This window comes from Hyphomicrobium sp. 01T421 (assembly GCF_056398805.1).
Window position 1 is genome coordinate 1,460,712 of record NZ_JBFTQC010000001.1, and the last position, 13,326, is coordinate 1,474,037.

At 58.5% G+C, this 13,326-nt stretch carries 11 protein-coding genes; 6 read left to right on the plus strand and 5 right to left on the minus strand.

All coding sequences use genetic code 11. The annotated features are described in order from the left end of the window. Positions 1–51 precede the first annotated feature (51 nt). Positions 52–1,281 carry a glycosyltransferase family 4 protein gene (locus AC1DK3_RS06570; RefSeq protein WP_477191456.1) on the plus strand — a complete coding sequence of 410 codons (1,230 nt, stop codon included), beginning with the start codon at positions 52–54 and terminating at the stop codon, positions 1,279–1,281. Positions 1,282–1,312: 31 nt separating this feature from the next. After that, complete coding sequence (locus AC1DK3_RS06575) at positions 1,313–1,915, plus strand: YdcF family protein (RefSeq protein ID WP_477191457.1); 603 nt, start codon at positions 1,313–1,315, stop codon at positions 1,913–1,915. Between the two features lie 41 nt (positions 1,916–1,956). Here AC1DK3_RS06575 and AC1DK3_RS06580 read toward each other — a convergent pair whose 3' ends face one another. Then, positions 1,957–2,460 carry a ferritin-like domain-containing protein gene (locus AC1DK3_RS06580; protein WP_477191458.1) on the minus strand — a complete coding sequence of 168 codons (504 nt, stop codon included), beginning with the start codon at positions 2,458–2,460 and terminating at the stop codon, positions 1,957–1,959. 550 nt (positions 2,461–3,010) lie between these two features. Here AC1DK3_RS06580 and AC1DK3_RS06585 point away from each other — a divergent pair. From AC1DK3_RS06585 to AC1DK3_RS06595, 3 genes are all read left to right on the plus strand, one after another. Further along, positions 3,011–3,880, plus strand: coding sequence for a glycosyltransferase family 2 protein (locus tag AC1DK3_RS06585; RefSeq protein ID WP_477191459.1), 870 nt, complete (start codon positions 3,011–3,013; stop codon positions 3,878–3,880). Positions 3,881–4,030: 150 nt separating this feature from the next. Continuing rightward, positions 4,031–5,803 (plus strand): ABC transporter ATP-binding protein, encoded by a 1,773-nt coding sequence (locus AC1DK3_RS06590; protein ID WP_477191460.1) that lies wholly within the window; start codon positions 4,031–4,033, stop codon positions 5,801–5,803. 134 nt (positions 5,804–5,937) lie between these two features. Next, entirely contained in the window at positions 5,938–7,722 is a 1,785-nt protein-coding gene (locus tag AC1DK3_RS06595) for a hypothetical protein (protein WP_477191461.1), read from the plus strand. A 10-nt stretch (positions 7,723–7,732) separates the two neighbouring features. On the opposite strand, the gene otsB is transcribed toward AC1DK3_RS06595, so the two are convergent. From otsB to AC1DK3_RS06615, 4 genes are read right to left on the minus strand one after another with little or no spacing between them, the layout of a single operon-like run. Further along, entirely contained in the window at positions 7,733–8,548 is an 816-nt protein-coding gene (gene otsB / locus AC1DK3_RS06600; RefSeq protein ID WP_477191462.1) for a trehalose-phosphatase, read from the minus strand. Between the two features lie 14 nt (positions 8,549–8,562). Continuing rightward, the gene (locus AC1DK3_RS06605; protein WP_477191463.1) at positions 8,563–9,657 is read right to left on the minus strand and encodes a carbohydrate kinase family protein; all 1,095 of its coding nucleotides are present in this window, start codon (positions 9,655–9,657) and stop codon (positions 8,563–8,565) included. Further along, a complete protein-coding gene (locus AC1DK3_RS06610) occupies positions 9,654–10,448 on the minus strand; it encodes an ROK family protein (protein WP_477191464.1) in 795 nt (264 codons plus the stop codon). The genes AC1DK3_RS06605 and AC1DK3_RS06610 overlap by 4 nt, the downstream gene beginning before the upstream one ends. Before the next feature lie 11 nt (positions 10,449–10,459). After that, on the minus strand, positions 10,460–11,935 hold the full coding sequence (locus tag AC1DK3_RS06615) for an alpha,alpha-trehalose-phosphate synthase (UDP-forming) (protein ID WP_477191465.1): 1,476 nt from the start codon (positions 11,933–11,935) through the stop codon (positions 10,460–10,462). 290 nt (positions 11,936–12,225) lie between these two features. Between AC1DK3_RS06615 and AC1DK3_RS06620 the strand changes: the two genes are divergently transcribed. Then, on the plus strand, positions 12,226–13,323 hold the full coding sequence (locus tag AC1DK3_RS06620) for an HWE histidine kinase domain-containing protein (protein ID WP_477191466.1): 1,098 nt from the start codon (positions 12,226–12,228) through the stop codon (positions 13,321–13,323). Positions 13,324–13,326: the final 3 nt, after the last annotated feature.

Genomic DNA, 13,326 nt, shown 5'->3' on the forward strand with positions numbered 1-13,326 from the left:
GTAGTCTTCCTAAATCGATTTTTTTATCCGGACCACTCGGCAACAAGCCAGATGCTTTCCGACCTGGCCTTCGGGCTTGCGCGTGCCGGCCATTCGGTAGCCGTCATCACCAGTCGCCAGCTTTACGATGCGCCCCGCGATCAGCTTGCCGCGCACGAGCAGATTGAAGGCGTTGACGTTTTCCGGGTTTGGACGTCGAGATTTGGCCGTTCCAACCTCGCACTTCGCGCGATCGATTATCTAACCTTCTATTTGTCCGCGAGCTGGGAATTGCTCTTTCGAGTGCGCAGAGGCGACGTTGTCGTCGCCAAGACGGATCCCCCAATGATATCCGTCTTGGCGGCGCCCATAGCGAAACTTCGTGGCGCGTTCTTCGTGAACTGGCTTCAAGATATCTTCCCGGAGGTCGCCAAGGCCGTCGAAGTCGGCGGCGCGTTGACGGGATGGACGTACCGTCCTTTGCAATCTCTGCGGAACGCGTCGCTGCGGGCTGCCGATATGAATATCGTCATCGGCGATCTAATGGCTGAGAGGGTGATGTCGTTGGGCGTCGATAACTCGCGCTTGCGCATAATTCCGAATTGGACGAATTGCGGTGATATACGGCCAATTGATCACGATTCAAATGGTCTGCGTTCCAAATGGGAATTGGGCTCGGCATTCGTGGTGGGTTATTCGGGAAATTTGGGGCGGGCCCATGAAATCGATACCATTCTTGCCGCAGCGGCATCGATCGAGCAAAAGCGCGGCCGATCCGAAGAAGCTTCCCATATCGTCTGGCTGTTCGTTGGGGGAGGGGCGTTGTTTGAACCCTTGAAACGGGGAGCCCAGGCCCGCAAGCTCACGTCTTTGCAATTCGAGACTTACCAGCCGCGCGAAAAACTCGCCGAAGCGCTGTCGGTTGCCAACGTCCACTTGGTCTCCCTCAAAGCGGAGCTCGAGGGCCTCATCGTGCCCAGTAAATTTTACGGTGTCGCGGCAGCCGGACGTCCGACGATATTTATCGGCGATAGGGATGGAGAGATCGCCCGGTATCTTTCACGAATTGGCTGCGGTTTCGTCGTCGACATCGGAGACGGAGAGAGCCTGGCGAAARGGATCCTGGAACTGGCTGAGAACGGGGAAGCGGCCAAGGAGATGGGCCGGCGAGCCCGAGAATATTGCGAACAGCACTTCGACAGGAAGCAAGCGACTTTGGCGTGGGACGCCCTGCTGAAAGAATTGCGAGTAAAGAAGAATTATCAAGAATCGCCGAGTATGATAGACTCGTCAGCTTCTTGATCGACGTCCCTAAGCTATGATGCAGTCACGAATGCTCGGGCTTCAACGCCTATTGATATCGGTGGTGGCCGCGATAGCCGCCGCCGGTGCACTCTCGCTGTTGCCGATCGGCGAAATTCTCATTCGTCCCCTCGAAGCGCGCTTCCCTCCAGGCAGGTTGGCGCCGGGCCAGCCGATCGATGGAATTATTGCGCTCGGCGGCGACGACGCAAGAATTAGCGCCGCTGCAGAGCTTGCGCGGCTTTATCCCGATGCAAGGGTCGTGGTCACCGGAGAAGACCCCGGAAAATCCCGCAACATCATGTTGGGGCACGGGGTCTCTGCGGCGAGGCTTACGATGGAGCCCTACGCCTCGAACACGTTTGAGAATGCGACCTTCTCAGCTGCGCTTCTGAAACCTCGGCCGTCCCAGCAGTGGGTCCTCGTCACCTCGCAGTCCCACATGCCGCGCGCCGTAGGCTGCTTTCGGAAGGCGGGATTTACCGTTTTGGCTTGGCCGGTTATTCGAGCAGCCTCGGCAAACAGATGGACCGATCGCATGGCCCTTCATGAATGGGCAGGGCTACTCTTCTATCGGCTACTCGGAAGGATCGACGCATCATTTCCGGGACCGAACGTCGTAGCCGGCTCCTGATCCAAGGCCGCGCTCTCGATAGGTCCCTTAAGCAGCCAATTTCAGTGGTGCGCGCTCGGGCGAACATCTTCCGGGCTGCGCTTCGTCAGATCGGGAGGATCTTCTCCAAGCGCGGTTGCAAGATCGATCTGGTGATCTTGCTCGTCGACGAGGATTTCGCGGATTTGTTCCGCCATGGCGTATTCACCTAAGGCCTCGCACTGCCGCACACGCTGACGGTAATTCATGATGGTTTGGTTTTCGTTGTCGAGATCGTATCTCAACATGGTCTTGGGATCATCCGAGATCCGTACCGGCTTGGGGTTAGCGACCGGCATTTTTCCAAGATAGTCCACCTGCCGCGAGATAATCAGAGCGTGCTTCAGTTCTTCATGGGCATGCGTTTCCAACTGATCCGCAATGTTCATGTACTGCGCGCCTTTGAGAACCTGCGAGTACACTGTGTAGGAGATGATCGCTTGATACTCGCGAGCAAGATCCTCGTTCAGGAGATCTGCCAGTTCGCTTCTCGTGATAGGTCTTTCAGAATCTCCGCTGGTGGCCATGGCAACATTCCTTCATTCGGATCTGATGCGCGGCGGGGCGTTGGGTTGCTGCAACTTTAAGGTGGAGACCGCGCGTTAAGAGCCCGTGAAAATGAAACCGAACAGTGTTTGTTCTAAACGCATTGAGGACAGGGGAGTTTCGGAACGGGCCGGAAGTTCGATATGTTGTCGCCAGCCCTTGTCAGCGTCGGCAACCACAGATGCGGGCAAAGTCGCAACTTCCGAAATAATAATCGTGCAAATACTCGTGCCAGATCTGTCAATCGCTCTCTCTGGGGTGTATGCGGACTTATTGGCTCATATCTAACTTTATTTCAAAAATCGGACGGGTCGCGACCCGAAAAAATTGAGTTTAGTTCGAACGACATCGGCCGTTAGGTCGAGGCTGAATCAAATTCAATTCGCTAGAGTGGGCAGGGCACCGGGCCCGCACGGGAAGAAAATGATAAGTGTGTGCAAAGCGGGGCTACTCGATTTTACGAGATCAGGCGTATACGGACATGTGTTATGCGTTAGGTGAGTTTAACGAAGCCTCTGAAAGGCATTTTTTATGGATAAATTGCCGATCTCCTGTTTCATCATCGCAAAAAATGAAGCCGATCGCATTGCCCGTACCATCCGATCCGTTCGCCCGTGGGTCGATGAGATTGTCGTCGTCGACAGCGAAAGCACTGACGACACGGTCCGCGTAGCGGCATCCGAAGGGTGCCGCGTGATCACCCAGCGATGGTTGGGCTTCGGCGGACAAAAGCGTTTTGCGGAAGATCAGTGCCGTAATGACTGGGTGCTGAACCTTGATGCTGACGAGGTGGTCACCTCGGCATTGAGGAGAGAAATCGTCTCGCTCTTTGCGCACGTCGCTCCGCGTTTCGTCGCCTATGGCATGCCAATCGAACTCGTCTATCCGAACACCTCCCGGCCGAGGCGGTGGGCGCGTGATCACTGGTACGTGCGATTGTATGATCGCCGGAAAGTAAGGTTCCGCGATTCCATAGTGCACGATCTCGTCGTAACCGACGGCCACGCCGTGGGCATACTTCGCGCACCCGCCTACCATTACTCGTTCCGGAGCTACGAGGACCTGAAGCGAAAGCTCGCCGAAAGGATGCTCCTCTCAGCGAAGCACGCCACCTCGACTTCACCAAAGCTCCTGGTGCGCATGGCCATCGAGTTTCCAGTCAATTTTTTCAAGTACTATATTGGCAGACGGCATTTCACGGGAGGCATGAACGGCCTCCGGTATTCATGGGTTCAGGCAGACTATCGGCTGTTGAAAATTTTCCACATGTGGCGGGACAGAAGCACTAAGTCTCGGGCCGAGGCCGATAGTAATGCCGATGGCCAAGGAAGTGTCGAAGGTCAGGCCGACACCAATGGCGCAGCGGTTTCTCCGGCGGCAGAAATGCCACTGTACGGGTAGCAGCCTTCGCCGTACTAACGGGCGGCGCGCGGGGGCATCCATGTATGATGCGGAGAGCCGCAACCGTTGACTTTAGCCGGGGCGCAAATCAACGTACGTGTAACGGGCGGAAAACTCACAAATTCATCGACGGGCGACATAGAGAAACTTATGCCGACGACCTTTGATCTCCTGAAGCGGCTAATGAATGAAAACGGCCGGGAGTATGCCCCGCAGTATGCGCTGGTGGTCGTTTGTATGTTGCTGGTCGCGGCCATGACATCGCTGAGCGCGTACGTGCTGAAGTACGTGATCGACACGATTTTCGTGCATCAGAATCGTGCAGCGCTCGTCGGCATCACATTCGGTATTGTCGCGATATTCGTGGCGAAGGGGTTCGCCGCCTACTTCTCCGAAGTTGTTCTGGGCACGATCGGCAATCGTCTTGTCGCGCAGACGCAAAAGCGCATGTTCGAGCATATGATGAAAGTCGACGTCGCGTTCTTTCAGCAATACAGCTCGAGTGAACTCGTCACCAAGATGTCGTATAACGCGAACGCCGTTCGAGACATGCTGAACATGGTGTCTCTGAATCTCGGGCGCGATCTCTTCACGATCATCGGTCTCGTCATCACGATGATTGCGCTGGATCCGATTCTGGCGGCCATTGCGCTGATCGGCGGCCCGGTGGCTGCCCTGTCGTCGCGCAAGATGGTCGAACGTATCAAGAAGGCGACGCGCAGCGAGGTTCATTCGCTAAGCGGCATCGTTCAGATTACGCGAGAAGTCAGCCAAGGGGCGCAGGTCGTAAAATCATTCCAGCTCGAAAATAAGATGCGAGCGCGAATGTTCGATGCGATCGAAGCTGTCCAGCGCCTGTCCAACAAAATGCTCCGCATCGGCGCCGGTGTGAACCCGCTCATGGAAACGATCGGCGGCTGCGCAGTAGCGGCTGTTGTTTTCTATGCCGGCTGGCGAAATCTCTATCACGGAGAAAGCCCCGGGCAGTTCTTCGCCTTCATCACGGCTCTTCTGATGTGCGCAGATCCCGGCCGCAGGCTCTCGCGCGTTCAATTGCAGCTCGCAACAGCCGCCGTCGGCGTTCGCATGATGTATGAATTGATGGACAGCCCCGCACGCGAGGACGAACCTCCGGGGCGGCCCGAGCTTGTGATCAAGAGCGGCCAGATCGCGCTGCGCGATGTCTCGTTCAGATACGTCGAGAACAAGCCCGTCATCAATGGAATGTCATTCTCGGTTCCGGCCGGCAAGGTGACGGCGCTGGTCGGCCATTCCGGTGGCGGAAAATCAACCGTATTCGCGTTGCTGCAAAGGCTTCGGGAGCCGGATTCGGGCGTTATCGAGATCGACGGCCAGGTGATCGCGGATGTCTCTCTCAAATCGCTTCGCCACAACATCTCGGTTGTGGGCCAGGATGCATTTCTGTTTGAAGGTTCGATCATCGATAATATCAGAGCCGGTCTCGACAACGCTTCCGACGAACAGTGCATCGAGGCGGCCAAATCGGCCAGCGCTCATGAATTCATCATGTCGTTGCCGCGCGGATATGAAAACCCGGTCGGTGAGCTCGGAGCCCAGGTCTCCGGCGGCCAGCGCCAGCGCATCGCTCTTGCGCGAGCCTACCTGAAGAGTGCGCCGATCATTCTCCTCGACGAGCCGACGTCCGCGCTCGATAGCGAAACCGAGGATGCAATTCAGCGCGAGCTACGCAACCTGACGAAGGGAAAAACCACGCTCGTCATCGCTCACCGCCTGTCGACCATCCTGCACGCTGATCTCATCCATGTGATCGAAGCTGGACGCGTCATCGAGAGCGGATCGCATGATCAGTTGATCGCGAGCGGAGGCGCATACAATCGCCTCTTCAAGCTTCAATTCGCGAAATACCTCGAAAACAAACAGCCGCTGGCCGAAGCGGTCTGATTTCTTCTCGCGCGTGTCCTGACGGCTGACGCCCGCCCGGCGCACGCGATTGCGCCGACTGTTGCTCTAGTGCAACGGAAGATCCCCCGCAATTCCGCTATCTCAATACCTGAGAGTCAGCGTGGGGATTGAGTATGCCGGATCAAGCGCAGCCAAACCTGATCAGCAGAACGATCGATTACATCCTCGGCCGAAACACGCTGATCGGCGTCGCCTCGTTCATGCTGCTGATCATCTCCGGATACGCGACTTGGCACGGCATGCGCGACTTCATCGTCGGTGTCTCCTCGACGCCCGCCGCGCCCACCGGCGGCATTTCGATCTCGAATGACGTTCTCGTCGCCGCGGTCGTCGTCGCACTCACGTTTCTGCTATGGCTCACGCTGCGCGAGACATTCGGCGCCAAGCGGCCATTCGGCCAGCGGCTGGTCACCGGCGTGCTTTACGTATTCCTCGCCATCTGGTCGATCGGCTTCGGCTACGGGTTCTGGTGGAGCTTGATCTCGGGCGAAGAAGCAACGAAGACGGGCCTTGCCGGCCTCCAGGAGGACGCACGCGACGCCAGCGCCGCCGTCGCAGCACGGCTCGACGCCGTACGCGGCCAGCTCGACAACGTCGTCACTTGGTCAGACAGCCAAATGACGCGTGAGGAGACGAGCGGCGGCAGTTGCGGCGTTGCATCCGGGGCGGGGAAGGGGCCGCTCTACAACGCACGCAGAAGTGTGCGCGACGCCGTCAGCGCGCTGCGCGACGGCATGACGAAATCGTGGCTCGAACCGGTGCAGGCCGATGTTCAGTCTCTGCGCCAGGCAGCGGATGTGCTCGGCGGCGCGACGATCGAGGAACGCCAGCGCAACTTCGAGAACAAGGCGTCCGAAATTCGCGGCCTCGCGCGCAACATTGCAGTCCGCAGCAACCAGCTCGGTCAATCGACGGCGTCGGAGATGCGCGCGCTCGCCGATTCCGTATCGCAGCCGCCAGGAAAATCCGGGTCATCGTGTTTCGATCCCACGCTCGCCGAGCGGCTGCGCGATGCCGCGGCACAAGCTGACCAACCCGCCGAGCTGAAACTGCGCGAGGCCGTGTTCAACGAAGGGCCAGCCGGCGTTGCGAATGCCGTCAAAAATCTTTGGAGCAATATCGGCGCCTACACGGCGAGCGCGTTCCGTTACATCGTCTCGGGCGGTAAAGTCATAACGGCCGGGCACACCGATGCAGGCGAGCCGATAACCGGCCGCGATGTCATCGCGCTTCTGGCGACGATCGGCATCGACATGGGCCTTCTCGCGTTGGCGATCATCAACCCGCCGCGCGAGCCGCCGTCCGTCCGCCCATCCGGCACGCTCGCCCGGCAAATTCGCGATGCGATCGACACCGCAATCAATCGGGCGCCCGGCGCCGATCTCGAATGGGTGCGGCGGCACTTCGTTCATCACAACAAGGCGTCGTATCTGGTGATTCCAAATCTCTACAGCTGCGATCCCGATAATGAGGACGAAGCCGCGAAAGGAATGGCCGTCAATCAATTGGCCGGCGTGCTGAGCGACCTCGATCTCGTTCGCTGGCCGAAGGGGGGCAAGTGGTGGCTCTTCCAGGAGAACGAATTGCAGAAATTGAAGAAGGAGGAATCGCAGGGAAGCGATACCGACCTGACCGCGATCCGCAAAAAATGGGCGGAAGAGCAGGGGCTGACGGGCGAGGATCTAAAGCAGTATGTCGATAAGAGAGCCGTTCGAAATCACGGGCTCTTCTCGAAAGCCGAACGCGCGCTCGAGATCGCCGGCTGGAGCGAAAAGGCCCGGAGTGACATCGAAATCTTCAAGCTCGTCGATACCGATGGACTGACACCGCTTCTGATGGTCCTGAATGAACCGAGCGGCGCTCGGAACGAAGCTCCGGCGCAAGCCGAAGCGGCCTAGCTAGCGGGCGTCAGATGTTTGCGATTTTTTGGAGCCAGTCGAGAACTTCCGGGGGTCCGTAGAACGAAGACTCGGACTCGGAGAAATTTTCGCCCGCAACCTTGAGGCCAAATCCGCCGAGATCTTCGGCCGCTCGAAACGCGTCCACATCGGCGATATCGTCGCCGACCATCACGGGAATTTTGTTGGCAAACGCGGGCAGCGTCGCGAGTTTTCTGAGCCCGCGTCCCTTCGAGAAACCGACAGGCAAAACCTCGACGACCTTGCGGCCTTCGCAAATCGAAAATTCATTCGGATATTTCGGCACGAGTGTGCCGAGCATCATCAACAAGGATGATTGAAGCTCCGGAGCGAGGCGATAATGCAGGGCGATCCCGCTGCCCTTATCCTCGTAGACGATTCCGGGCAAATCCTCGGCGATCTTTTTAAGATCCATCGTCAGCGCCGGATTGAATGCCGGGGTGAGCGTTTCAATCTTGCCCCTATCCGCAAATCGCATCTGTCCGCCGTGAACGCCTGCCGCCACGAATTTCGCAGGATGGAGCAGGCGGTCAACTTCTTCCAACGGCCGCCCGGTCACGATTGCCAAAGCGCCGTGCAACCGTTCGGCGATCTCATCGAGCAGCTTCGGAAGGTAAGCGGGCACGTGCACCGTCGAGGGCGTAAGCGCAACGTCGAGAAGAGTTCCATCGACGTCGAGAAAGAGCGCGACAGGCTCGCCGTTGGCGATGAGACGCTCGACCGATTTGCGCGCAGCGATCGCACGCTCCTCGCTCAACACGGCGTTTTCGCTGTGCGTGGCGCTTTTCTTCGGTTGCTGCGTCAAGAAATTTCCCCTGCTTAGATGGAAAAGCTGAATAACGGCGCCTCGCTCGCGCGTTCGATCTCTCGCTCTAATGCCGCCCTGGTGAGGAGGCCAGTTTGGGTGTCGATAAATTTCACGACGCTGGCTGCATTGATTGCTGCAGCACTGAGTGCTCGCCCTGGGTCTTGAGTGTCTGCAAGATAGCACGCGAATGTTGAGGAAAAAGCGTCGCCGGCGCCCGTCGTTGCCGCTGCGACGACATGCTCCGCAGTGCGGTAATGAAGTTCCTGAGCTCGCGCGATGAATGCGCCATTCGCACCGTCGGTGAGCACGATCACGCCGACGCCGAGTTCTATCAGTGTGCCGAGGAACTTAACCAATGACATTTCGTAGCCGCCGCTGCGCAAGCCGCGCTTGGCAAGAGGCGGAATGGGCTCGTCGTTTTTCGCAATTAACGGAGCGCCGCCGTCTCCGAACGACTGCAGGAGCCGCGGCATCAAGGTCTGTGCTTCGGCACGGTTTACGCAAAGGATATCGATATATTTCAGGCTATGCCAAAAGTCGTCGAAACGGGCGGTGAGTTGGCGCACTCCGGGATTGACGGCAAGAAGCGCGCCTGCGGCCTTCGCGTGCTCGACGACAAGCGGATAACAATTCGCCGACTGATTGCTGAGATTGGCGACGTAAACCAAGTCGCGGCCTGCGAATGCCTGGTGCGGCAGATCGTTGGCTTCGACTCTCGTGTTCGCGCCGCGGTAAGTAAAGACCGCCGCGTTCCTGTCATGCGATGAAATGATGACGGACGATCCCGTCGGCTCGCGCTCGTCGACGGCAATCCACGAAACGTCGACGCCCTCGGCGCGGAGCAGGCCGAGTATCGTCTTCCCTTTATCGTCTCGCCCGATCTTGGCAATGATGGATGTATTGTGTCCGAGGCGGGATGCGGTGACGGCCGCGTTCACCGCGCCGCCGCCGCAGCTTGATGCGATTTCTTCCGCCTCCGTCTTGTGTCCTTCTTCCAGAAGAAGGAACGAGCTCTCGGCATTGCGCATCTTGACTTGTTCGATCTTGTCGCTCGCAATCGTGACGATCGTATCAACCATTGCGCCGCCAATGGTGAGGACGTTCATCTCGACTCCGTACGTTCCCCGACGAGATTGCTCGACTGCCTGAACCACTGATCCATTTCAGACCGCCAGAGGCGCGCACCGCCTGCAATTCCGCTCGCTGGCGGAACGACGCTGGCCCATGGCGGCAGCGCGAATGTGATGCGCCTCGAATTGCCGCCGCCGATGTAGAGATGATCGACGTTGGTCAGAGCCTGCACAGCGGCGAGCACACGCTTCGCCCGCTCATTCCAAGCCTCGTCGCCAAGTTCCAGATACGCGGCGTGACCGATATATTGGTCGTAGTTGAGTTCGTCGTTCGCATGGTGCTGGCCAAGCTCGAGACCGAAGAACGCTGTCCCATTGCAGAAAAGTGCACAACCCATGCCGGTCCCGAACGTCAGCACGCATTCGCGGCCCGGCCCCTTCGCAACGCCCAAGCCATAGACGATGGCATCATTCAGCACGCGAACCGGCACGCCGAACGCCCGCCCGAGTTCGTTCTCGAGGTCGAAGCCGTTCCAATGATGCGTGCCGAGATTAGGCGCCGTCTTGATGTGCTCTCGTCCAACCACGCCGGGAAAGCCGACCGAAACGCGCCCGAACGTCGGTAACGTCTTCACGATATCGGTAATCAGGCTGACGAGTGCTTCCGGCGTGCTCGGTTTGGGCGTCTGCGTTGTTATAAAATCCGATATCAAAGTACCGGAGGCGTTCACCGTCGCCGTTTTGACCAGCGTGCCGCCGATGTCCACGCACAGAATGTTCGGATTGGACATGGCTTCATCCCGGTTGGGAATGCTTATTCTATCCATGATGACACCCATTATGTCACCACGTTGGCCGTTAGCCGGCTCGGCGGGAGGTTTTTTTTGGCTGAACTCTGCAATCGTTCGAGAGCTTGCCCCATCTCGGGCGATGACTTCGGCGACCGGGCGAGGCGGCGTTGCCCGGCCTTCATGAGCGCGGAGAAATAGCTGCGGCTCCATTCGTTTGAATCGTTCTTCCGGATGCCGGTGAGTAACCGGTCGTGCCGGGCGCGTCGTTCGTCGAGCGGCATTTCGAGAGCAATCCGCAGGCCCTCCACCATGTCGTTGACGTCGTACGGATTGACGAGGACCGCGTCCTCGAGCTGCGCCGCGGCGCCCGCAAACTTCGACAGAATGAGGACGCCGGGATCATCCGGATCTTGGCATGCGATGAACTCTTTCGCGACGAGGTTCATGCCGTCCATAAGCGGCGTCACCCACCCGATTCGAGATGAGCGATAAACATCGCGAAGCTCCGCACGGGGAATGGTCCTGTGGATGTAATTGATCGGCACCCAGTCGAGTTCGCCGAAGCGGCCGTTGATCGAGCCGGCGAGAGATTCGAGCTCGGCCTTGATGTCGGCATAGGCTTCGACGCTTTCACGCGTCGGCGGCGCGAATTGCGACAGCACGATACGACGGCGATAGTCTGGATATTCGTCGAGGAATTTTCCGTATGCGCGGAATTTCTGCGGAAGACCCTTGGTGTAATCCAACCGGTCGATGCCGATGATCCGATTTGTCTCGGATGTGTCGGCCGCCTTCAATGCTTCGGCCTCGCCGGGGTTGAAGGCGAAATCGGCAGGATCGATGCCGACAGGGAAACATCCGATATCGAGTTCTGCCTCGAACACGCGAATGCGGCCGGAGGGCAAGAGCCTCCCGAAGACGCTTTGCTGAAGAAAGTCGATCAAATTGCGCACATCTGACTGCGTCTGCAAACCAATGAGATCGTAGGCGCTGAGCGCCCGGGCGATCTCCTTGTTTTCCGGAATGGCGAGTAACGCCTGGGCTGGCCCGACGGGAATGTGCAGGAAATAGCCGATAGGATTTTCAATGCCGAGCTTGCGCAATTCGAGCGCCATCGGCAACAGGTGATAGTCGTGCACCCAGATCACGTCCTCGGGCTCGATGAGCGGTGCCAGATGGGTCGCGAAACGCTCGTTCACCGCCACATAACGGGAATAATAGCCGGCCTCGAACTGCGCGAGATCGAGACGGTTGTGAAACACCGGCCACAACACCGAGTTCGAATAGCCGAGATAATATTCGGCATAATCCGCTGGCGTCAGCGGCTCCGTTACCGTCGTATGGCCGTCTGCGCGGGAGACTTTTATCTCAGCGCAATCGGCATCGACGATTTGTCCGTCCCAACCGAACCAAAAACCGCTCTGACGCGCGAGAGTGTTATAAATCGCAACCGCGACTCCACCTGCCTGCTGAGCCACGTTGAAGTCGATGACCCGGTTCGAAACCATGACAAGCCTAGCCACGATAGCTCCTTCTGATCCGACGCGCGAGCTTGGTAAAAGCTTGGTAAAAGCCAGACCCCCGCGTGGCATTGCACCTGGGTGTAAACCCCCGGGATTGCTATGGGTTCCCTCGTTCCGCCGGACGTAGCGTTCCAGGCATGTTCTGCCGGGGGCGCCGTCGCGAAGATGTCGGCGTTGACGCCATTCTTTGCCACAACAGGCAGTCCAGCCCTCGCAAGCGCGTGCAAACCATGATAGCTACAGGGTTTAACGCAAATGGGGGACGGCGACGGCTCTTGAGCGCCGCCGGAATGCTGGACGGAGGCGCTGTGCCGTTCGTGGGGCGAATGGTTCAACTCGTCGACAATCTGATCGAACGTGTGTTTCCGCGATTGCGGCGCAGGGCACGCTACGCTTATCCGATAGGCATCGCGATTTTTGCCCTTGCCGCGTTGACGCGGTTGGGACTGTCGAGATGGTTACAGGACACCGTCCCTTTCTTGACGTTCTTTTTGGCGATCCTCGTCGCGGCTCTGGTCGCCGGAACCGGACCCGCCTTGCTGGTCGCCGCGGCGTCCTTTTTCTTTAGCTGGTATTTTTTCCTTCCGGGTCCCGGATGGGGCGAGATCACCCCCTCCACGATCGTTGCTCTTGGAAGCTTCGCCGTCCTCTCGTTCTTCATCATCGCAGTCGTTCATCTCCTCAATCGAAAGGTCGAGAGTCTGATGAATGAGCGGGCGCGCAACGAAGCCTTGTTTCAAGACAGCGCGCTGGGAGAACTCCAACTCGAGCAGCTCAACATCGAGCTTCGCCACCGCCTGAAAAACACCTTCGCGGTCATCGCCGGTCTCGTCAGCCAATCGGCGCGGTATAGCCGCGACGTAGATGCCTTTGCCAAATCACTCGCAGGGCGTCTCTCGGCGATGGGTAATGCGATGGACCTGATCGCGACGCGCAGTTTTGTCGGCGCCTCACTGCATGAGCTGATCGCCGAAACGTTGAAGCCTCTGGTGCCGCCCGGCGCGCAACGGTTTGACATGGGTGGGCCAGATACGATCATCCCCGGCGACGTCGCGAGTGCGCTCGCGCTGACGCTTCACGAACTCGGAACGAACGCGATCAAATACGGCGCTTGGTCGGATGCACGCGGATCGGTAAGCGTGAAATGGACCCTGAGCAAAATCGATGAAGACGAATTGTCCTTCGAGCTTGTCTGGGACGAGAAGGGCGGCCCGCGGGTCTCGGCCCCGGAACGGCGCGGGCTCGGAACCACGTTGATCGATAGCGGATTTCCGAGCGCGCAGGTGGAGCGAGAGTTCAACGAAAACGGGGTTCGCTGCCGCATCGCCGCCATCGTGAAACAGACGACGACGCGGCGCACGCGCGGCCGGGCAGCCTCGCTCTACTGACGT